Genomic DNA, 23370 nt, shown 5'->3' on the forward strand with positions numbered 1-23370 from the left:
CGTCAAACCCGTATATTCATAATGGAATGGATGAACCAAAAGCACAGCACCAATACAGCCAGTCCCACTGTTAATATCAGATAGCCTATACCTTCATACAACGGCTCCATATAGTCTGGCGCAGCTATACTTAAAAAGGCCAAAAATACGAAAGGAACGGCCATCATAATACGCGCCTCAAATTTCTTTTGGGAGAGCATGACCATAATCTCCTGCTGAACCTCAAGCTTTTCCCCAATTGTCTGTGAAGTCCGCTTCATCACTTCTACCAAATCTCCGCCAGCTCGCTTGCAAGCAGCGAACACATCGGAGAATTGCATAATATCCTCAATATGGGCTCGAAGCGCGAAATTCTGTAAGGCCTGCTCCAAAGGCTCTGCGCTATTGAGACGATATTGAATAATTTGAAATTCATGTAGCAGCTCGGTCCTGGCATCAGGATAAAGGAGCTTTAGGTCATCTAACGCAGCCGCAAAGGCATTCTCAACAGACCTTCCTGCCGCAAGTGACGAGGTAAGCGAGTATAGCGCTTCTTTGAATTGCAGCTTTAATCGTTGTTTGCGCCGTTGCAGCAGCGAATCCCGTAATAATCTGGGTACATAGATTCCAGCGCTAGCCAGTATAGCAGAGACGATAATAGAATGATAGATGAGGTATACAGCTGCTAATAGAGTGGCATATCCCATTAAGGCTGCGATAATGAACTGCTTGCCCGATAATTGATATTCGTCGTAATCGACTAATGAAGAAGGGCTGGTTCTTCTCGGCACCCCATACTCATTGCGCCACCCGCACCAAGCTAATAGTGATGCTCCCATTCTATTGAATCGAGAGGCTGGCTTTCCCTTCCCTTGCTTCATTAACTCATTCATAAGAGCGAGCTCCATCTCCCTGGAACCCTGCCATGAGCAGCTTCTCCCTGTTATGCAAGACATGCTCTGTACGTCTTAAAGAGCCAATCACCTTGCCTTCTCTTTCCCCTTCCTCAGCAAATTTGAAGAGCGGCTTCACCATAATCTCCCCTCCCTCTACCCCAGTAATCTCGCTTATTTCTGTCACGCGTCGTGAATGGTCACGGAATCTGGACAAGTGAACGACGATATCGAGCGCCGAAGCAATCTGGTGCCGAATCACCTGAACCGGCATATCCGCGCCGCTCAGCACCATCGTCTCTAGGCGGGCGAGCATATCACATGCCCCGTTCCCATGCCCCGTTGACATGCTCCCCTGATGCCCTGTGTTCATAGCCTGTAGTACGTCTATATAATAGGACAAATACAAACATTAAAGGGGTATAGCTGACTAAGGGACGAAAAAATGAAAAGAGTATTCGTATCGTAAAATCTTCTGACAGGGTTTTAGCATGGAAGTGTACGCCCATTCCATATTCACTCTAATTGCACTTCCCCTGTCAACCACCCCCCCTCATATCTTAATCCTCATGTGTATATCTTAAATGTAGTAAATTACGGGTGAATCTCTGCCCGCTTCATTATCACTGAAAAAAACTAGAAGCCCATCATTCTATGATGGGCTTCACATTCAATCTATATGGAACTACTTTGACTTCTGTAGTTTCTTTAGTTCAGCATACAATGTAGCTTTAGGTATGCCAGTGGTCTTGATAATTTCACTTACTGTCAGGCTATTAGACTCTCTCTCTGCGTAAAGTCTCAATGCACGTTTGATGTCATTTGCATCCTTAGCAGGACGCCCCATATGAGTACCTTTAGCTTTAGCACGTTCTCTGCCTTCTGTTGTGCGGTCTACTATTAAATCTCTCTCGAATTGTGCGAATGAGCCTAGCATGTTAAACATAAGAGATTGCAAAGGACTAGCCTTCTCAACAGCTTCAAAATGTAAATTGTCCTTTAAGAACTTTACATTGATGCCTCTTGCAAGCAAGTCGTTGACGATATTGTTCAGGTCGATGATAGAACGGGCTAGACGGTCTATCTTGGTTACAACAAGCGTATCACCTTCTGACATTGCTTCTAATAGTTCCTTCAATGCAGAACGCTTCTCTGTAGATGTTCCAGTCACTTGCTCATGATAAATATTAGCGCACCCTGCTTCTTTAAGAAGTTGTTTCTGAGTCTCTAGTCCATTGTCCTGCCCAACAGTCGATGTTCTAGCGTATCCGTACATTGTCATTGTAATCCCCCCTATCGTCTAGATGTTTATAATCTTCTATACTAAATATTCTAGACTATCTTTTGGACGATTTCAAGTACAGATGTTTTAGACTTTTAAACTATATTTACGATAGAGCAAAAGTCGAAACTTCTAGACTATTCAGAAAGCCTATGGATGGACGGTATTATTTTTGGTAATACATTTGTAGGCACATTCAGGTAGAATTCGAAAGAGTTTCATTATTCGACATGTATTTACTTTGAGGGTAAATAGATGTACCTTTATTGCATACGAAATTACTATATTTGGGGGTAATTATATATGAAACTACGAATTGAAACATGGGTTGAGGAAACGAAACCTTTTAAGAAATCAGACCCTGCCAATGAATTTTTTGAGGAATCTGTGCGTTGCTACAAAATTGGAGCATATAAGTCTGCTTTTATTATGTCATATCTCTCCTTTAAAACGACAATTAGAAATAGAATTTTGGAATGTACTTATGGCAAAGAACTTTCTAATCCTAACCCAAAGTTTTGGGAATGTGAAATTATAAAAAAATTAGAAGATGATGATGGTTGGGAAAGTCACTTAAATACAATTGTAGAAGCATCTTGTGTAGATAAAAATATTAAAAAGCCTATTGGAATTTTACATTTTACAAATGGGGAACAGGTTAAAACAGCTTATAATAACTGGAAAATTATTAGAAATGATTGCGCTCATGCAAAAAGACAAGTAACAATTGATAGTTCAACAGTAGAATGTTTCTGGAACTATATGATTGATAATTTAAGTAAATTTTATGTTCTTGGTGGCGAGGAGTACTTATTAAGGGAATTAGAAAATGCGTATAAATTCTATAGATTTCCAGAGATAGTAAACCCAGAGACAGTAAACACAATAATGAATGATGTACATGTGATTTGTCATAATAATTCTAAAGACTTCTTTCAAAAACTATTTGAAAACCTAATGAAGACTGAAAGAGGGGACTTGGTGAATGATGAAAACTCAAAATATTGGAGAGATATATTAGAATCGAGTCATGAAAATATTCGGGATGGCATAGTAGAAGCGATTTCAAGTGATGTGACACTTTTCTTTAACTTCTACAACTATTTCCCATACTTGCTTGAAATGTCCGTATCGCTCAAACCGAAATTTATTGTGGACGAATTATCAAATTGGTTACGCTTTGCTTATGATTATCTTTATAATTCAAGGAAAACCTTTTGGGTTCTTTTAGTCGAAACTTTAGACAATTATAGAGAATATGTAGACGTTAATAAAATCGTAAATAGCCGTACCATTGAGTTAATTGATTCTTTTGAACAAAATAAAAGAAATTTGTGGATACTTAACAGTAACAATGTGTTCAAAAAATATATTTTTGAAGTATCGTCTTGGTTCTTTAAGACAGACGCAGGTTCACAATATGATAACTATAGTAAGTTTCAGTCTAAAGAATCTGAATATGTTGAACTCTGTTTAAACTATTTGGAATGGGATAGCGAGTGTATTGGAAACATAAATTATGCACTCGTTGAATTAGAATCAAGTATGCAATCAAGGTCTAATTCTGCATCTAGAATGAATGGCTATAGTTTTAAAACAAGATGCGAACGGATAATTTGTAAAAACAAAGCTAAAATAACGAATGTTCCGAATGTCGATTTAAATGATTACAGTGAGGTTTTGAAGATACTTAACGATTGTATTTGTGACCCAAAATTAGACACCAATCTGTAGGTCACAAGCCTATTTGTGAAACAAATAACACTCGAGTGCATCTAGAAGAATGGTCTGTTTTTTGACAAATACACTCGCTGATGAGTGAGTCTAAATGAAACTCGTATTTTATCCATAACAAGAAGCCCTAGGAGTCAATAACAGGGCTTTTTGACTTTTTACTCATGAGGTCTCAGTTGACAATACTTAATGCCCTGTACAGGCATTCAATTGGCTTAAATTGGACATAAGAAAGCCCAAAGATGCTTTCTAATTTCTTTAATATCACCATCCAATATATATAACATGTAAGTAACTCACTTTCGTTTTTTGATTTATTTCTAACCTTTACTATCAATGTAACAATCTCATTTGCTTCAAGTCATCTTCAAACATGATTACTTTTGGATAGCCATTACCTTGCAATCCTAGCTTTCCTTTTAGCATCTTATCTACTCTAACTAGTTGCAAGCAATACTTGTCTATGATTTCAGACAGGCAACGCTTGAATTGTTCCTGCTTGTATCGTTGTTGTCCTCTAAAGTACAGCTTGACTTCATTAAGCACTTGCTTCTCTGTCGTATAGCCTTGCTCTTTGATTAGATGAATAAGCGTTTTTTCAAATTTTTTTGAAACAATATCGTTCAGTTCAGTAATCTCTTTATTCTTGTCTTGTGGAAATGCACTATTTGCTTCATCTATTCCGAAACTTCTGCAGAAGCCTTCATAGCTTATTGTCTTTGTTGTCATTCCATTGTCGATATATTTCTTGCATTTTGCATCAATCACGCTTAACAGGTCGTAGGAGTAGCTTGGAATACCATAGACTGTGCTACGATACGGATATCCATTGTCCTTCTGCCATTGCCTAAGACTTTGTAACAAATCTTCTGGAATACTTTCATCATCTAGTTTGAGTATCAATTCAAGCAGAGCAAACAGGCTCATTCTTCTGCTTGCTGTATCTGCCGACATTCGCAGATGCTTTGCTATTTTCCTTATTGAATGATAGAACATGATATGAGGGTTACTTCCATTAGGCAAGTTCTCTTTTATCATGTCAAACAGAATGTACAAGTCATTAATGTATGGCTTGATTACTTTGTGAAAATGAGGATACATCTTATCTAGTTCTTTAGACTTCAATAACCTTTTATTTGCGTCCAGAGTTCGTTTCATTTGCTTTTGTATTTCTGTTTCATTCAATTCAATATTGTAAACTTGGATAAGAAAGTCTTCGGCTTCGACAATGCTACATTTTAATAGCCTTTCGACAATCTGAATGATTGTTCCTAAGAACGGATGACTTTCGCTGTGACATTTATACATGAATTGTTTACTTTTGCTCATGAAGATACTTGAACTATAATCAGCATCATAATGAAAAATATCACAGAAGTTTCCGCTTGGTGCTACACCTAAGAATGTTCTCAGGTCTTGGCTTTTGAGATAATCATTTACTTCATACATGTTGTACAAACAGATACTCTGTGATTGTACTTTACCTTGTAATGATTCGATATTTTTATCAATAATGTCTTGAATGTTATTAGTGTGAATATTGATGTTTTTAGCGTGATTATCAAGCGTTAAGGGATATTGGTCGGACATACTAGATACCTTTTGGGACATTTGTATCATCTCCTTGTATTCTCTAGAAATTTATTTGAAATCCTTATCTCATTGAACTCGAATAGGTTAGCAGTTAAAATTATTGTTTTGGTATATTTAAAATGATGTTAAGGGATATTGGTCGGACATATTAAATACATTTTGGGGTATTTCATATTAGCACTATATTCGATTTCCGCAAAGTGTCATTAAAGGAGCATAATTTAATTTTTTTCGATATGTCTCCTACGATTCTCATTTGCATTTATGAGAGTCATAAAACAAAAAAATCTCAGATATTGAACTTAAACAAGAAGACCACTTCGTAAATTGAAGTGGTCTTCATTTTGAACTTTCAATCAACCATTTTCATCATCATCTCTTGCCGCTCTCGCCGATGATATTTTGTATTCCTTTGATTGTAGGTGCATTGGATTTATTCGGCGTTCAATATCTCTTCGCTTTAATAATCTCATCACATCTTTAAATACATCTGAATAATATTCAGCGCCACAATTAGAGCATAAGAAGCCTTCGACAGTGATACTCACGATTCCCCCGAGTTCAAAGGGGATTTCTAAATTCTTGCCCTTTAAGTCATTGCAATTACACTTTGTGCATTGCTCAATTGTAAATGGTTCCTCAATCTTTCTCTCGCCATTCTCATTACTTCTAAGAACAATATAAACCTTGAAATCAATGTTAGTAACGGTTTTGAGGGAGTTCTCGATTAACGACAAGTACCGCTGTTCTAGCCATTCTTTCGTTAATGTTGTTTTGGTTCCGAGAACGATGCTGTTATCTTCCTGTATATCTTCAATGCTGAGTCCACTAAACCATGTGTCAAAAGAAGGTTTTGAAATCAGTGTTTTGATTTCATCAAGAAGTTTTGTGTGAAGAGTCGTTATATATTCTGATTTCAATTTGAGTTCGTTTTCCCTAGCTTTCTCCCACAATCGGGGCAAAATTATTTCGAAGTTCTCGTGAGTCTTTTTGCTTCTATCGTCATTAAATTCCGCCATATCGTCACTCCTTATAAATTGTGAAAAACTAAATGTTATTTTAACGCCCGTCCAAATTGCTCCCTAAACCATTCGTGTAAATCTTTTTTTACAGAATTTCGAGCATCGTTTAAGGCTAAGTTTGTAACTCTTGATACTTCACTCTTAATCTTGGGATACAGAGGATGAATCTTGTCTATGTAACACTGTGGGTTACCTTTATTGCCAACAATAAAAAAGGCGACCTTTTCATTAAATGGGGTTTGGAAATATAGACTGTCATCATTTGGACTGAAAATAAAGGAATCACCAAAATCATATTCAAATTCAAAGTGATGTTCGACTTTAAGTTGATTTTTTAACGACGATAAATTGTCAATTTGATATTCGAGGTAATAAGATTGTATTCTTTCTTCTAGAGACGCAAAAGATTGGTATTCAAAAGGACGTTCTATATATACTTCTCCTTTATCATCAGCCCAATCTTTGGAACCTTGTCCTTGATGTTCCCACAGTGTAAATTGAAAATTATAGTCTTCCTTTGCTATGATTGCATATTCCTCTGTAGTAGTTTCAAGCAATTTAGTGTTAAGTATCATCAATTGATTCAATGCTTCAAGCTTAGACGGTTCAGTTATTTCGTTTTTTCTTAATGAAATCAATTCTTTTTTTGTATACATATCGACTTGCCACGTTCCGTCCGCATATACAGCAATTTTGTCAAAGTCACCGTTCCAAATTATTTTCAATAACTTCTCAGGCTGATTTAAGAGAGCCACGATAATCATAACCACCCTTTATATAATATTTGTATAGCAAAAACGCAATGGATTTTCGAGAAGAATATAGCACAGACAAGAATATTAATCAAACTAAAAGTAATTTACTATATAAAAGTAACCAATGCCAAATAAAGTACTGTTAATTTAAAAATTCAATTTTGCATAAGAGTGTACAGGTATGACTTTTTACATTCCTTTCAGCTTGAAACAGAGCAAATCTGATACAGTAGAAGCATGAGAGAACTATATGAATGGATAAAGTTCGATGCTTCAAAAAACTATATGTGTCCATATAAATAAACACAAAAGTACAGAACAAAAAGCAGAGGGCTTTATCAGGCGCTCCGCTTTTTGTCGGTATAAATATAATTTCGGCATGTTCTCATAACAATTCTTAACTAAATCAACCCCATGAAAGAAAGGAGAATAAGTTTAGTTTAGTTCAATCTTTTTGCCCGTAATTTTAATATCGTCTGTAGCATTTAGTTGAATGTCACCATTGATATTAGCATTCAAGCCTTCATCATTAAGTTCAATTAAACTTCCATTAGCAAGTTTAATAGTGATTGTATTTCCTTCATCATTAATTCCAAAGCTTGCACCTGACGAGTGTAGTAATTGAATTGCGCCGCCACTAGACTCTATGCTAAACCCTTTGCCTTTGAGATTTATTGGTTGATTATGACTTTCAATTTGAATACCATCATTGTGTAATTTTATTTTTCTCTTGTGTGCTGTTTCACTGGCATTGTATTTTATAGTAAACGCATCTTCTGTTTTATAGATATAACCCCTCGCACTATCTCCAAAATCAAACTCAGTATTTTTGATGATTCCATCGCCAGTACCCCAAACACTAACTGGCATTGAATCATCACCATAGCCTTGAATTGCAATATTCAATTTTTCCATTTCCTCAATAGTGTAACTGTAAGCTATATATTGCGTGACCTCAGTTGTTAGTTGGCTTTTATTAGAATCTTTCCAGTATAAAAGGTTACCTCTTGAATCAAACGCTTGGGTCTTATCTGTAATTTTTCCTGTAATCCATCTGAATTCGTGGCTCATAATATCTACCTCCAATAGTTCTACGTACTTACTATATTTTATCCTTCCATAACCAACCGGAAAATGGAAATTATAATGCACCAATATTCTGCTTCCTGTGCAATGAAAATGAAACCCATACTAGACAGGTCTTCATCCACCCTTTATGGACTTACTTGTAAATTCTCTAGCTAATCTATGTCAACATTGAAAGACCAATGATTGCTTGTAACTTGTTGTTAAGATAATTTCATATCTAACGAACTACGCTCAAATCTCCATCTACCTACATGTGTGCTTCTTTCTTGTAGAGCATTATAAATAATGTTCACATTAACACCGAATTGTCTGCTTGCTTCTGTCTGCGAATCAAATTCTTGTTTCTCGCCTGTGTCGATGTGAGTAGCAATTACTGGTTTGCCTTTCTTCTTTATTAGTCCAGTTGCATAAGCATGATCAATATTTTCTTTGCGTGTCATCCAATTTAAGTTTTCTAGTCTGTTATCCAATTTATCCCCATTTTCGTGATTAACTTGCTCTTTCCCATGCGGATTTGGAATAAACGCAATTGCTACTAGCCTATGAATAGGGACTCTCTTTTTCTGACCTTTCTTGGACAAAGTGACTCTGTTGTATCCATCTCTTTGTATTTGTGGTTTTAGAATCTTCTCTTTGCGACTAGCACTATTACTAAGGCACTTAACTCGTCCATAATTTGACACTTCATACAAGCCCTCATAATCTACTACTGAAAGCCATTCTTCACCTTGTAAATCCTCATTTAAACTAACATTCACTTCTTTAGTTGTCATAATAACCATCTCCTATTTGCCGAATTGTTGAGGAGAGAACGACAAATAACCCTTGCCAAGATTGGCAAAGGTTGATTTACTTTGTTCCACTTTTGAGAAAAGGGTATGTACTCCTTTTCTTCCTCACTTCTTAAAGAGTTAAGATGACCATTTTTTATTATATTTTGGCAAATATAAGTAATAATGAGTAATTTACTATAGAAGCCGAAATGTGCTCTAGGACTTCCTTTAATTGTTTCCCCTCGACTCTTATCCTGAACATTGAAAAGATTCATTGGAATGTATTTTGAGCCGTTTAGAATCAATTCTAAAGCGTCTGATATCGTATCAAAGTATTGTTAGCTATCAATACATTGGAATGAAATACCTGAGTTTTCCTTTTTTCATCTTTCATACGATACAGCCACAGTCTTCACATACAAATTTGCATCTGATATAATTCCTATTATATATACATAGTTATTATCTACTTTGGGGTGATTAATCATTGAGAGCAACTTTTTACGCAAGGGTAAGTTCTGATAGCGAAGAACAAAAGAACTCGATTATTTCACAGGTTCAATACTTTACTGAGATGATAGAGTCCAAAAATTATCAATCTGCTCTTGGTTGTGGAATTTTTTGCAAGAGAGATGGAACAGCAGAAGTCACTAATGGTTATTATGTTGATGAAGGGTTTTCTGGCGCAAAGTCTGTAAAGTACAGGAAGGCATTCCTTCAAATGATAAGAGATGCAAAAGCGAGAAAGTTTGATATTATCCTAATCAAGAACATCAGTCGTTTTGGGCGAAATGTCCAAGAGATATTAAAATTTATTGGTGATTTGCGTGAGGTTGGTGTAGGCGTTTTTTTTGAAGATGTGAACATCAATACTCTAAACAGAACAGATGATGTTAAAATAACGATATTTTCTGCATTGGCAGAAGAGGAATCAAGAGCAAAAAGTGATGCTGTTCAGTTTGGTAAAATACAGGGTTATAAAAACGGCATATGGGGTGGTCGTGAACCTTACGGCTACAACATTAAAGAAGGCAAGCTTGTTATCAACGAGCAAGAAGCGCAAGTTGTAAAGGAAGTATTTGACATGTACTTGAATCAAAGTATGGGACTAAGGAATATTGCTAAACTCTTAAATGAGCGAGGTGTTCCAACAAAAAGTGGGAAGACAATCTTTGACCAAAGTCTAATTTCGAAGATGCTCAAAAATGCTGTCTACACAGGTGAAGTTCGCTTACATAGAACTCAAAACATAGACATAAACCGTAATATCGTAAAGGCTATTCCAAGAAACGAACAGATTGTTACGTATGATGAATCATTGCGAATAATTGATGATGAAACATTTAGACTTGCACAAATGGAGAAACAAAAACGTTTTGAGAAGTTTGGAGACTTCAAATACAGGAATGCTATTGTTCAGAACGATGAAGGTGAAGAAGTAACAAAGAAAGTACGGACTATCGCTAGAGGTGAAAGCAGACATTCAAACAAACATTTATTCTCAAATCTATTGAAGTGTGGTAATTGTGGTGGTAGTTTGCGTAGAAAAGTACAGAAGAACCACAAAAATACTTTCATCTATTGGTTCTGCCGTAACAATGACAATTTTGGAAAATCAAAATGTAGGTATAGAAACCTTCAACATGAAGAAAAGCTTATTGAATTTGTTACGAATGAAATAATTAAGTACAAGAACAGCCCAAAGACAGCCAATTACTACCTTAATACCATATTGAAGACAAAATTTGATACAACTAATCTTGATGAACGAATATCAAACTTGAATGCAAATATTGGTATTCTAAAAGAAGATAGAGAAATCAACTTCAATCTGTACGCTAGAAAAAAAATAAGCGAGAACGAATATGACGAACGAAGTAAAAAGATTGCAGACAAGTTATATGATGCCGAATCAAAGTTAAATGGTCTTTTATACATTGATGACGAAATTACGAAGACTAAATTAAGGTTTGAAGATTTTACAAAAGCCTTGAATGGCGTTGACTTGGACAATTTAACAAATGCAGTTTTGAGGAAATTCATTGCCCAAATTGTCGCAACCACATTTGATGAGCCATTTGAAGAAGGTATTGACTTTGGAGAAAAGCACACTTTAAATATTGAATTGAATTTCATGGGTGAAAACACAATTGAATTGCACAGAGAATATTCTAAACAAAAACGAGCCAACGTCATTCAAGACAATTCAGATGATTTAACCGATGAGAAGCTAGAAATATTAATGAAGTATGCTACTCGTGAGCCTGTCCTATCAGATTATGCTGAACTACTTGATGAAATAGAAAATGATTAACATTATGAAGCCCAAAATAAACAAACGTCCTTAACGTAATAATTTCCGTTTATCTTGACTACAACATCATCATGACATTGAATTAATCCAGTCTCTAAAACGTCATAGAATGAGACGGTAACAGGAATCTTAAAATTTATGTATCTAGTCAATTCAGAGTGTGCTAGCGGTTTTCTATATCGTCTCATCTCTTAATCTCCCATATGTCCTATTTTATAAATATTGTCTGCAGCATATCCAGAGCTTCTCCACCGCGCACCTCGCCGACAATAATCCGGCTGGGTCTCATCCGCAGTGATGCACGGATCAGATCACGAATCGTTATTTCACCCCGGCCCTCCGTATTCGCATTCCTTGTCTCAAGCGATACAAGATTCGGAACCGCATGAATCTGAAGCTCTGCGGAATCTTCAATCGTTACGATACGCTCATGCTCCGATATGTACTGAGACAACGCATTAAGGAAGGTCGTCTTGCCGGTTCCGGTGCCTCCGCTTATGAAGACGTTATACTGTGCCCTCGTAAGAAGCTTCAGAAATTGCGCCGCCTCAGCTGTCAAAGCCCCACCCCTTACCAGCTCCTCCATTGCCAAGGGCCGCTCTGGAAACTTGCGAATCGTCATGGCTGGTCCGCGAAGTGCGACCGGAGGCAGTACGACATGGACACGGGAGCCATCCTTCAACCTCGCATCAACAATCGGAGAAGATTCATTTACTACCCGATTGACGCTGGATACAATTGCTTGAATGAGATCCTCCAGCCGCTCCTGGTTCTCGAAGGAAGCGTGGAATCGACTCATCCTTCCGGAACGTTCTATAAAAATTTCGGCATAATGATTAATCATAATTTCAGTAACGGAAGAGTCCTCCATTAGAGGCTGCAAAATATCGAGCCCTCGGAAGGAATGGAACAGTCGGCGCACAAGCTTAACCTTCTCTGCTGCCGTTAGCGGATGGCTGTCGCACCAAGCAAATACCGTCTGCTCCACAATATGCTGCATTCGTTCATCTGATATGGCACCGCTGAAATCAATCTGCCCTCGAATCTCATCGCGAAGCGCATGCACTACTTCATCCGTTAGCAAAGCGCCGCTCCCCTCCTTCCTTCTCTAGCTGCTGAAAAAGCTTCTCTACTGCCGCCTGATAAAGAGGAGATGCTAGTGAGCTTAGCTGATTCCTGTCATGGACTTCAGGAAGAGCCGCTATGATCGCTTTCGTTACAGAAACACTCGCAGAAGCATCATATCGATTCATGACGAATCGGAATCGTTGATGGAGCAGCCGCATTTGCTCCTTCCACTGCTCCTGTGCATATTGATAGGCATGCTCGCTCTTGCACATAACAGAGGGGTCACTCGTGACCAACCAAATCACATGATCGCTTTGCTCCCATAGAGCAACGTGAAGCAGCTCCATCCCCTCATCCAGATCAATGACTATCCAATCATATTGTCCCGATTCAGCTAGAGCCTGAACAATCGCCTCGGCATCCTCTGCCTGCAACAGAAGACGATCCTCCGCATTGGAGCAAGGAAGAATATAATCCCCCTTGAGCAAGCGGCTTCTTATACGGTGCTCCATCAGCCAAGCATTAGCTTTATCTGGCTGCGACTTAAGCAAGTAGAGCAGCTCCGACATGCTCTCTCTGCCCCTTCCTGCTTCATTCAGTGATTCGCCTGACAGGGCTTCCAGCGCATTCCAGCGCTCCAGATTCAAGTAAAAAGCACGCTTCCCATTGCTTGCTGCTGTCTGTACCAATTGCTGGGCGAGTACTGTCTTACCTACTCCGCCAGATGAAGAATAGACAGTAAGCACAACCGGATAAGATTCTTTGGAAGCCAGCCTCCGTGATCCCTTCCCTCTACTTGTACAAATTGCCGATAATTCTTGCAGCAATTCAGGCACCGGTTGAAATTGGAGCAATTCATGCTGCAGCTTGCTGTGCCCTCGGCCTGCAACTAATGCGGCTACTGGCACACCTTCTGGAAGAAGCCCTGCCGCCGCGTCCAGAAAGGCTGGCTGCGCAGCAATCAGATCCACCGAATGCTTTCCCTTCAGAAATTCAACAAAGGCATTACAATTCGTAAAGGCCGTCACTTGCCATTGCTCACTTTCCCTCACATATTCAGCCAGCCTCCGCACATATTCTGGCTCTTGTACTGCTACTGCCAGTTGAAAGCGTATGAGCGACTCCTCCTTCATTCCCCAGGTTAGACAAACGCAAAAAAGCACCGTAAAAGGCGCAGTTACCTGCGGCCTTCTACGGTGCTTCCGTATTTGCCATTAAGATCAAGAAGAATTTACCATATGATATCATTATCGTCAACTATAAAAATGATAACGGGCTATTATTTTTCCGATATTCCTGTTCACTCTAGACTGCCTGTAATGCTCAAGCGGCTTCATGATGAATTGAACGAGAAGGACAGACAATATAAGGCATGCTGCAACTACTAGAAACGGGAATGCTGTCTTATAAGCATCGAGCCCCATCCCGCTAAGAACGCCAAGAACTAGCCAATGGGAGAGATAGACAGGGTAAGAGAGCTCCCCTAATAAACGATCCAGCTTATTCATCTTACTCCATTGGAATATAAAGGATATCCCACCGAATACGAGGAAGCAATACGCAACCTGCTTAATTAGCACTGAGGCCGGAATATATTCAAACAAAAAGGTGACCGCAATAATCATACTGAACGATAATTTACCAAGCAGCATTTGCCTCAACTTCTTCATTTTTTTTACAGGAAGGTACAGTTTATAAGCAATAGCACCCAATAAGAAATACGCTAATTCTGCCGGGAAGAAGCGATAGGTCCAAGGGTCATGATCATAGCCCAGCACATAAACCGTATAAATTTTCACCGCAATACTGACTGCAATAAGCGCTGCGATTGTCCATGCGCTGCGTCTGACGATAAACGGAGCAATAAGATAGAACATCAGCTCAACGCCTAACGACCATGCTGGTGGCACCAATAAGAACCTCAAGCCTGGAAGAGCAGCCTCATTAAAGTTAGAGGTGAAAGCTAGATGACCACTGATGATCTGGAGAAACATACTACTATCTTGTCCGAATAGAATAAGATTCGTAATGGCAAAAAAGATCAGCGCTCCCGCATCCATAGCGTTAAAATTAACTATATATTCATTCAGCAGAGCCCCGTCCCCTCTTAGTATATAAGAAGCAGTCGAAATAAATATAGAAATAAATAGGATCACCCAGTAAATGGGGTATAGCTTTAAAAGCCGATTCGTTACAAATAATAAATAAGAACCTTTGCCTAAATATTTCTCATTAAGAATCAATGCCATATAAAAACCTGAAATAATAAAAAAGGCTTCGACAGCCACTTCTCCTCCAACGAAAGAGAACCCGAAAAAAGGCCCGCTATGTGCTGCTACAACGGTAATAGCTAACCATAATCTAATGATCCCTACAACTACCCGACCCCTTCTTGACCAAAGTACTTTTCAATATGTATTATATCACAATTAGATACATTTTGTATCAAATTGATACTATTCCTATTCGTAGAATTTTACCATTTGGCGACCACCTTTCTTCAAAAAAAGACAAAAGCACTGTAGAGGTACGACATAAGCCGCAGTACCCACACAGTGCTTTTATTTATTGCAAGCTCCCTAGTTCATAAGTCCATTAATTCTTGATCATGCATAATCTAAGTAGTGTAAATCCTAGGAGTCGTAATCGTCCGAGTCAACGATCTTGCCGTCAACGTAGACAAAATCTTTGATAGTTGTACCGAAACCAAGCATAGTTTCGCGTACATGCAGCACTTCCAAAGCAGGAGCTTCCCATTGTTTTTTCATTTATTTTTCACCTCCTCTCATTGTCTTCCTCACACTAGGCAAATTTTTTTAGAAACCGATAAGCAATTAGGCTTCTCATAAGATACGCTAACCAAGGATCATTGGCATGCTCAGCCCTCGGGATATTATTAGCTTGATCGAGGAACGAAAGGATCGGCTCGGTATCAATGTAAGCGGAGGCCAAATCATCGCGGCATAATAACGACAATTCATCCTGCACCTGACTCCAATGTGGGATAATTCGATGAACCCAGTCTACCCCCTGTACTCCTCTGGTACGTTGATTCAGTCGTACAGAATCTGGAAGAATGTCTTCCGTAGCCCTGCGGACAAGAGAACGGCCATAACCATTCTGAACAAATTGATTGAACGGAATCGACAAGCAAAATTTCACGATACGAGCATCACTTGTCGGATCACGTTCCCATACCATTGTGCGATGGGATGACTTGGATGCCATGCTTCCCTTCATATTTGCAACGGCCAGATTGCCGAAATAATCCTGTCTTTCTCCTGTTACTTTGACCTGAGAGGGCTTCAACCCCACATCATAGGACTCTAATCTGCTGAAAATATTAGTCTGATTAGCTAGCTCAGGATTAATTAACGGCTTCATGTAAGGAGAAAAAGGCGTCGCTGGCTTAGTTGGAAAAGCGTACTTCCGTAAAGCTAGGGCCATTCGTTTCCGCCCTGCTCTCACCTGCTTGCCGAATAGCGTCATCTCCCGATATAATTCGATGAGATGGAAATTTTTGAGCAGATGGGCATAATATTCGTAGGGCGCTCCCCAAGAGATCGTGAAATTCCCTCTGGCTCCTGTCAGCAATACGCCCACTTCATCAGCAGCGGCTTGTTTATGTATTCCTTTAATCCAGAATGAATTCTCGAAGAACTTGTATGGTGCCTCCAACGTCTCCAGCCATTCATCTATTTCAGTTAAGGAGTTGATTCCAGGAAAGGACAGGAATCGCCCTTCCGTATTTCCTATATAATTAATAACCTCTTGAACAGGCTCGCTCTCATTGGCAAAAGCATGCTTCGGCGTCCAATCTACAAAATCTGCATGAGGCACAAAGCTATAGCTATGAAGCTTCTTGCCTTCCTCCCTTAACAATCGAGAAGCATAGCCAGCTACTGCCCCGGAATCAAGCCCTCCGCTCAACGTCAGCCCTACCTTTTTACAGGTACGCAGCTTTGATTTGACGGCCTCTTCGAATAAATGCTTGAAAGCCTCCGTATAGTCTTGATCAGTGCGATATCGAATCTGCGATTGCGGGAGTATCGAAGCATACTGCCGAATGGTAAAGCTGCCGTCTTGGAGAAGGAAGGAATGTGCCGGAGGCAGTTCCTGAATTCCTTCATAATAAGAGGAATGAATATCTACGACATCCAGCACACTTGGTATAGCTAGAAATTCAGCGAATTTGTTAAGATTAAGCTTTTTCGCCAACGCAGGCAGAGAGAATAATGGACTGACCACGCTGCAAAAGGCGAGCAAGCTAGAGTTTCTATGATAATAAAGAGTTCGATTGCCTAGCAAATCTCGAGCTCCAAAAAGCAGCCGCTTAGGTTCATCCCAAATGACATAAGCAAAATCGCCCAATAAATATTCCGCCGAAGCCGGCCCCCATCGCAAGTAGGCTAACAGAATTAATCTGGTGTCGCTAATCAAATGCCGGTCTCTGAGCGGAACGCCTAATCTTTCGAATAGCTCATCACGATTATCAATGATACTGTCTGCTACAATAACAACACCGGAATCTTCGTGAGAATAAGGATTAAGCTCATGAATGGATTCCTTGGTGACCCATTGGGCACGACATCCAAAGCTGGCTGAGCCCTTGGACCAAATCTGAAAATCATCTCCCGGAAAACCATTCACGGCTGTAATCACGTTCTTAAGGTCAAGCAACGTGCGTTCACTGCCTGCTACAGATACAACACCAGATATTACGCTCATATGAATTCCTCTACTTTAGATACGTTTTGTAGCAATTATATCACAATCCTTTGTGAAATCAATACCATCCATGAGAAAATACTAATCTTTTATTTATTTATTAATAATACATATTGTATCATCTTTGATAGCTTAGTAATTTATTGAATGTTCCCTTCGTTTCCTGCGATAATTGGCCGTATTCCCCTTGCTGAATGATTTCGCCTTCTTCCATTACAATCACTTGATCAGCATTGCGAATCGTGGATAACCGGTGGGCAATAACCACAATAGTCACACTGCCCTTCAATCTTTCCAAGGCCTCCTGAATCTTTTGTTCATTCTCGCTATCGAGTGCACTTGTTGCTTCATCCAGAACGAGAATAGAAGGTCTTTTTAATATAGCCCGAGCTAATACGATCCGTTGTCGCTCACCGCCTGAAAGCTTAAGTCCGCGATCGCCAATTTTGGTATCCAAGCCATCTGGCAGTTTCCTCACGAACTCATCAGAAGCGGAGAAATGGAGGGCTTCCCACATAGCCCCTTCTGTTGCGGTCTCATCTACCATACCTAGATTTTCCCGCAAAGTGCCATTGAACAGAAAGGGATCTTGGGCCACATAACCGATTGAGCTTCTGAGGGCCGTTATTTGCCCGCTGCTCACAGGAATGCCATCAATTAGAATCTGTCCCTGGTCCGGCTGCAGTAGACCCATCAGCATATCGACAAGCGTGCTTTTACCAGCACCGGATTTGCCAACAATCGCTGTCATTTTGTTTACAGGAATGGTCAAATCAATGCCTTTTAGAGCAAAGCTATTCTGACTTTTGTCATAGCGATAGTAAACTTTCCTGCACTCAATTGCTTGCTGCATATTGAACCCAAGTATCCCCTGTGTCTCCTCCAGAGAAGATGGATCACAATTCTCCGCGCATTCTTGCTGCAAGTCTCGCAATATCTTGAATGCAGGCAGATTGGTTACCAGCTGCTCCAAGTTGGATTGAATGAGCATAAACCTGGGCCATAACCGTGAGAAAATGAGAATAATCAGAATAAGCTGCTCAGCCGATACGGCCAGCCATTCTAATGAAATATAGACATAAGAGATAATTAAGATGACCGAGGCAATGCGATAGAGGAGCTGCGACGAGGTATTGACTCTCACAAGCTTAACCGCGTTCTGCTCCATCTGAGCACATAAGCGATAGAACCACGTAATATGCGAATGCTCTAATCGGTTGCTTTTAATATCCTTGATTCCGTTAAAGTGATCGGTTATTCCGGCAAAATAGCTTTGTGACAGCTCCGAGGATCTGCTTCCAATTACCCGGGACTTGCGCAGATACCTCCGTGAAATCAGCATAATCACCAGTCCGCTAAGCAGAATAATCATCGTTAGGCTCACTGACAGCCACAGAGCAAATATAATCTGAATGCCTGTAAACACCAATGTAGCGCTTAAGCTGATGATCAAAAAAATGCCTGAGCTTACTCTAGAGAGCTGCATCGAGAGAATTTCATTGAAATCAGATCTCCTCTTGCTCATGAAAAACTCCCATTTGGCTTGAAGCAAGCCTCGGTAGGTTCCCTTCCTTAAATCCTGTATGTAGCTTTGCTGTACCTTCACACTGAATAAAGCCTGGCTTCTCTGCAGCAGCGCCTGTCCTCCGATGAGAACAGTATAAATTAATAAAACCGTTATTAAGTTCAGAGTGAACGGGAGCTTGCTTATCAGCTCAGACATTGTGGCCACAACGGGGACTCCCGCCACATCCATACTCATGATCCCTACCATTCCCAAGAGGGGGATAAGAAGATAGATGCCTATTCCCTCAATTAAACTTATGATGAGCATAAAAAGCAGGGCAGAATAAAGCTTAATTCCAGCTACTACATGAAGACGCTTCAAAAAAAACCACAGGTCCGACATGTCATTCCTCCGTTTGGTTACAATTTGTATCATTATAGCATGGACATTTCTCTGCTACAATGTCTTCACCCGTTTTTATTTTATAGTCGAAAGGATTGAAGGATATGTAATTTTATGATACATTATGTATCATAAAAGCTCTTTAACCTGTTGAAAAGGGTGATCCTTATTAATGCAGCATCTTCTATCATTTATTCTGCTTTCAGCCTGCGTCTTTCAAGCCCTATTGCCTTGCCTGAACTAATCGCCTCTGATAATCAGGTTGATTCAGTTGATGTGATCATTACCCGCCGTGATCATTGTTCATTCGACCGTACCCTCTTCACTAAGCAGCAGCTTATCACGGATCAAGACGCCGTTCTTTTGTATATTCCCGGAGCCGCTTTATATCGCATAGAAGGCTCTCATTCCATTCTAATCATGCCTGATGAGCATGCCGATGAAAGCCGAATCAGGCTCTTCCTGTTAGGTACCTGTATGGGAATTATATTAATGAAAAGAGGCATTCTTCCGCTGCATGGCAGTGCTGTCGTTATTGATGGCAGAGCCTATGCCATCGTAGGCGATTCAGGAGCCGGCAAATCAACGCTAGCAGCTGCCTTTCGCCAACAGGGTTACCCATTGGTGACGGATGATGTTATCGCTCTAACCTTTGATGAAGAGATGAATCATCCGCTGATCCATCCTTCTTATCCACAGCAGAAGCTATGGCAAGAAAGCCTTCAGCATTTGGGCCTCGATACTTCCGGGCTCGCCCCTCTCTATCAGAGAGTAAATAAGTATGCAGTTCCTTTTGAAACGCAGTACATAAGCAGCCCTATTCCTCTTGCTGGCGTTATTGAGCTTACCAAATCACTCGATGACTCCCTGCTGTTCCAGCCCTATAACCGAATGCAGGCTCTGCATATCCTATTGCGGCATACTTATCGAACCTCCATTATTTCTTTGTTGAAGCAGCAGCAGTGGCATTTCACCTTCGCTTCCCGCCTTGCCAGTCAACTGAATTGCTACCGTCTGCAGCGTCCCGCATTGAGCTTCACAGCCCCTCAATTAGTTCAAATTCTGTTAAATACTATTCGTGAGAAAGAGGTAATCAAGCAATGAACATGTTAATTGACAAAGAAGATCGAGTCGCGCAGGTTCCCGGGTTCCTTATCAGCCAAATGGACAATGAGACCGTTATGATGAACATGGAGAGTGGAAATTACTACAACCTCGGCCAAACTGGCGGACGAATCTGGGAGCTGATTTCCGATCCCGCCACGACCAGTGAAATCGTAAACACATTATGTCAAGAATTCGAAATAAATGAGCTCGATTGCGAGCTGCAAGTCATCGTATTTCTTCAGCATCTCCTACAAGAAAAGCTTATCGAAATAAGAAAGGATTAAACCCTTGTTGACCAAAATACGCCGATTTCTCTCCTTATCACGCGGAATGCGCATGCTGATGCTTGAGGCCTTTATCTATTTGGGCTGGGCCAGAATTCTGAAGCTCATTCCTTTCCGCAAGCTCGCGCCCTCTCTAGGCATACACTTAGTAGAATCCTCGCATGAAATAACAGAGCAGCAGGCGATAACCATCAAAAATATCGCAAGAGCAATTAATAGAATGAGCAAATATACCTTATGGGAAAGTAAATGCTTAGTGATGGCTATCGCTGCTATGAAAATGCTCGCCCGAAGACAGATTCCAAGCACGATCTACTTTGGAACAGGGCGAGATGACAGGGGACAAATGGCTGCCCACGCTTGGCTGCGGAGCGGCGATATCTTCGTTAGCGGAGGGGAAAGCAAGAGCCGCTACGCCATTGTTTCTTATTTCTCTCACCATTAATTCCATATTTAGTTCTTCCTACAAGGAAACTTCCAGCCGCTACATTCTGAAAGTTTCCTTCTTTAATGCAATAAAAAAATCACCTCAAAAACAGGCATGCGAAGGCCACTATTCTAGTGACCAATAAATGATAGTTTTATTATTATATAGAAAGGAGGGATCTAACATGTCAACCAACAAAACGAAACATTTGGGTATGCATGCATGGGTTGCACAGGATAATCTGAAACGGGAAGAAGTAAGCAATAATTTTAGCGAAATAGATAATGAGCTCGGCGACCGTGGAACCAACGTAAAATGGATGGGGGCTACAGGCAAAGGAGCGGTCAGTGATCGACAAGCGATACAGGATTCTGAGGACCAGCTTGCCGCATCAGGTGGAGGTACTCTTATATTCCCTAACGGCATTTATGCTATTGATAACGCAATTCATAAGCGATCTAATGTCCATTGGGTAGCTCATGGGAATGTGAAGCTAATAAGAATAGACCATTCAGTGCCCACCGGCCCCACTTTCGCATTGGTCTATGCAGAGCCTAATACAGAGAACTGGTCCATTAGAGGATTTGAATTTGAGAATATCGATTTAACGACCCACCTTAGAAGGATCGATGAGGGAGCTATGCCTAACATTACTTTCCTTCCGGGCAGAAACAATACGTGCATTGATGCTTATCGCAGTACCAACTGGGTAGTTGAGAACTGTACCTTCCGCAAATTTTCTCAAGGAATTATGTACCGCGGATGCTCCAAATTCAAAATACGAACGAACTGGTTCTATTCCGAAACGGGAAAAACAATCGAATCCCTGCTTGATGGAAGCTACGTCACGCTTAAAAATTATATTTATACCGGTGCGATCATATTTGGCTATAGCGGAAAAATGCCTGAGCCTCAAAAAGCAGATAACTTCGTCATAAGCGGCAACTATATTGAAGTGCCTGGCCTGGATATTGGCATTGACGGGTTAGCCCAGACCTATGATGAGAATCCTGGCATTATTACAGAAAACTTTATTCTTGGCCCACATTGCGGTATACAAATCTATCGAGGCAGCTTCGATGACTCCGGTCAAGCACCTACGTATCGAGGCAATCTAATGGTTCATCTGAATCGTATTTATGTCACTTGGGAGCAAGGCATCTATATTCGGTATACCAATGGAATTACAATCAGCCATAACCATATCGAGAAATCGGCGCTTAAGAGCGGCAATCAGATTGGGGCAACAACAGGTGCCATTGTTACACGTGTCAATCCCTTCGAAGTCGCGCAGCACTCCAGAGGAACCTCTGACTATGTTGGGGTAGATATTATTCACAATCGCATCGTGAACCCCGGCAGAGACGGCCTGCCATTTGATGCTGCGATTCATGTCCGCATTCCCAATTGCCGGATTATTGAGAACAGTATTATAAGAGAAGAGAATAAATACACGAATGCTTTACCGGGCAATGGAATCATTATTGATAACGGAGAAGGGATTACAAGCTTTGAGCTGAAGGGGAATTATATTAGAAACTTCCAGAACGGAGTATACTGGGCTGGCTCTACGAAGCCTAATCATGAGAATGAGGTTACGTTAATTGAAGGCAATACGATTCGGAATTGCAGTGGTTATGGACTGAATCTAGACCCTATTAAGGTCGTCAGCACACAGATTAGAAGAAATCATCTCGTAGATTGCTCTACAGGAATACGATTGCGCAGAAACCCCTTTGCCCATATGGAGGACAATTTCTTCATTAAGTGCAATAAAGGAATTGACCTTGTAGGGGGCAGTCTCTCAAGCGATTATGCGATGATCAAGACAGGGCTTTCCTATAATCGTCCGAACACCGGGATTGTAGGAGGCGGGACTCTGGTGATTAGAAACAACGACTTCAAGAATGTGGCTATTCCTCACTCTGTTCAAGCCACCTCCGCTGGCGATACTACCTTCCAAGGCAGATGCGCAATCTGGGAAGGCGATCGTATCGACGGCAGAACGCTTCACACGGATGAATTTCCGAACGCAACCCCGCCAACTACCTACACGGCAAGAACCTGGCATAAGGGAGACCGTGTAAAAAATATAAGCTTGGCTGTTGGAACCGTATATGAAAGGGTTTGCATTCGACCTGGCACCTACGGATATGGGCCCCTCATTCCAGTAACGGGGACCATCGTCCAGAACATCGCATCTATCAGCTCGGTCTCCAGCCTATATGGCATTGGACCCGGGCAATATTTGACTATTAACAATGAGACTCGTTACGTCACGAGCATCGATCTCGACAATCATACCATTACGGTTGACGCGCCCTTCACCACAAGCAAGTCGAATGCAGCAATTACATTAGGCCAGCCTGAATTTAGAAATCTATTGCTCCTGCCCTAGTCATGGAGACGGGCA

General features: G+C 40.5%; 19 protein-coding genes and 1 pseudogene. 6 read left to right on the forward strand and 14 right to left on the reverse strand.

The genetic code is table 11. The annotated features are described in order from the left end of the window. Nucleotides 1–2: 2 nt before the first annotated feature. The 3 genes from AC50YO_RS21580 to AC50YO_RS21590 all read right to left on the reverse strand — a co-directional run bounded on the left by AC50YO_RS21580 (nt 3) and on the right by AC50YO_RS21590 (nt 2154). On the reverse strand, nt 3–872 hold the full coding sequence (locus AC50YO_RS21580; RefSeq protein ID WP_494850249.1) for a type II secretion system F family protein: 870 nt from the start codon (nt 870–872) through the stop codon (nt 3–5). Continuing rightward, nucleotides 865–1245, reverse strand: a complete 381-nt coding sequence (locus AC50YO_RS21585; RefSeq protein WP_494850250.1) for an ATPase, T2SS/T4P/T4SS family — start codon at nt 1243–1245, stop codon at nt 865–867. Before AC50YO_RS21585 ends, AC50YO_RS21580 begins: the two co-directional genes overlap by 8 nt. 312 nt (nt 1246–1557) lie before the next feature. Further along, nucleotides 1558–2154, reverse strand: coding sequence for a recombinase family protein (locus AC50YO_RS21590; protein ID WP_494850251.1), 597 nt, complete (start codon nt 2152–2154; stop codon nt 1558–1560). 303 nt (nt 2155–2457) lie between these two features. Between AC50YO_RS21590 and AC50YO_RS21595 the strand changes: the two genes are divergently transcribed. Further along, entirely contained in the window at nt 2458–3888 is a 1431-nt protein-coding gene (locus AC50YO_RS21595) for a hypothetical protein (protein ID WP_494850252.1), read from the forward strand. 333 nt (nt 3889–4221) lie between these two features. Here the strand turns inward: AC50YO_RS21595 and AC50YO_RS21600 are convergent, their stop codons facing one another. The 5 genes from AC50YO_RS21600 to AC50YO_RS21620 form a co-directional block, all read right to left on the reverse strand. Next, on the reverse strand, nt 4222–5499 hold the full coding sequence (locus AC50YO_RS21600; protein WP_494850253.1) for a hypothetical protein: 1278 nt from the start codon (nt 5497–5499) through the stop codon (nt 4222–4224). A gap of 338 nt (nt 5500–5837) precedes the next feature. Beyond that, a complete protein-coding gene (locus AC50YO_RS21605; protein ID WP_494850254.1) occupies nt 5838–6500 on the reverse strand; it encodes a DnaA N-terminal domain-containing protein in 663 nt (220 codons plus the stop codon). Nucleotides 6501–6535: 35 nt separating this feature from the next. After that, complete coding sequence (locus tag AC50YO_RS21610) at nt 6536–7267, reverse strand: hypothetical protein (protein WP_494850255.1); 732 nt, start codon at nt 7265–7267, stop codon at nt 6536–6538. Between the two features lie 426 nt (nt 7268–7693). Next, entirely contained in the window at nt 7694–8329 is a 636-nt protein-coding gene (locus tag AC50YO_RS21615) for a hypothetical protein (RefSeq protein ID WP_494850256.1), read from the reverse strand. A 218-nt stretch (nt 8330–8547) separates the two neighbouring features. Then, nucleotides 8548–9120 carry an NUMOD4 domain-containing protein gene (locus AC50YO_RS21620; RefSeq protein ID WP_494850257.1) on the reverse strand — a complete coding sequence of 191 codons (573 nt, stop codon included), beginning with the start codon at nt 9118–9120 and terminating at the stop codon, nt 8548–8550. A 487-nt stretch (nt 9121–9607) separates the two neighbouring features. Between AC50YO_RS21620 and AC50YO_RS21625 the strand changes: the two genes are divergently transcribed. Continuing rightward, complete coding sequence (locus tag AC50YO_RS21625; protein ID WP_494850258.1) at nt 9608–11434, forward strand: recombinase family protein; 1827 nt, start codon at nt 9608–9610, stop codon at nt 11432–11434. Nucleotides 11435–11654: 220 nt separating this feature from the next. Here AC50YO_RS21625 and AC50YO_RS21630 read toward each other — a convergent pair. The 6 genes and pseudogenes from AC50YO_RS21630 to AC50YO_RS21655 all read right to left on the reverse strand — a co-directional run. Beyond that, nucleotides 11655–12434, reverse strand: a pseudogene (locus tag AC50YO_RS21630) (TadA family conjugal transfer-associated ATPase); the annotation flags it as partial. Nucleotides 12435–12504: 70 nt separating this feature from the next. Further along, a complete protein-coding gene (locus AC50YO_RS21635) occupies nt 12505–13635 on the reverse strand; it encodes a P-loop NTPase family protein (RefSeq protein WP_494850259.1) in 1131 nt (376 codons plus the stop codon). A gap of 120 nt (nt 13636–13755) precedes the next feature. Continuing rightward, nucleotides 13756–14871, reverse strand: coding sequence for an acyltransferase family protein (locus AC50YO_RS21640; RefSeq protein ID WP_494850371.1), 1116 nt, complete (start codon nt 14869–14871; stop codon nt 13756–13758). 264 nt (nt 14872–15135) lie between these two features. Continuing rightward, on the reverse strand, nt 15136–15270 hold the full coding sequence (locus AC50YO_RS21645; protein WP_494850260.1) for a paeninodin family lasso peptide: 135 nt from the start codon (nt 15268–15270) through the stop codon (nt 15136–15138). A 34-nt stretch (nt 15271–15304) separates the two neighbouring features. Next, on the reverse strand, nt 15305–17230 hold the full coding sequence (locus tag AC50YO_RS21650) for an asparagine synthase-related protein (RefSeq protein ID WP_494850261.1): 1926 nt from the start codon (nt 17228–17230) through the stop codon (nt 15305–15307). Between the two features lie 118 nt (nt 17231–17348). After that, complete coding sequence (locus AC50YO_RS21655; RefSeq protein WP_494850262.1) at nt 17349–19139, reverse strand: ABC transporter ATP-binding protein; 1791 nt, start codon at nt 19137–19139, stop codon at nt 17349–17351. A gap of 150 nt (nt 19140–19289) precedes the next feature. On the opposite strand from AC50YO_RS21655, the gene AC50YO_RS21660 reads away from it, so the two are divergent. The 4 genes from AC50YO_RS21660 (at nt 19290) to AC50YO_RS21675 (ending at nt 23355) form a co-directional block, all read left to right on the forward strand. Then, nucleotides 19290–20243, forward strand: a complete 954-nt coding sequence (locus tag AC50YO_RS21660; RefSeq protein WP_494850263.1) for an aldolase — start codon at nt 19290–19292, stop codon at nt 20241–20243. After that, nucleotides 20240–20530 (forward strand): lasso peptide biosynthesis PqqD family chaperone, encoded by a 291-nt coding sequence (locus AC50YO_RS21665; protein ID WP_494850264.1) that lies wholly within the window; start codon nt 20240–20242, stop codon nt 20528–20530. Before AC50YO_RS21660 ends, AC50YO_RS21665 begins: the two co-directional genes overlap by 4 nt. 46 nt (nt 20531–20576) lie before the next feature. Then, complete coding sequence (locus AC50YO_RS21670; RefSeq protein WP_494850373.1) at nt 20577–20975, forward strand: lasso peptide biosynthesis B2 protein; 399 nt, start codon at nt 20577–20579, stop codon at nt 20973–20975. Nucleotides 20976–21141: 166 nt separating this feature from the next. Further along, nucleotides 21142–23355, forward strand: coding sequence for a right-handed parallel beta-helix repeat-containing protein (locus AC50YO_RS21675; protein WP_494850265.1), 2214 nt, complete (start codon nt 21142–21144; stop codon nt 23353–23355). Nucleotides 23356–23370 lie beyond the last annotated feature (15 nt).

This window comes from Paenibacillus sp. J22P59 (genome assembly GCF_059383895.1).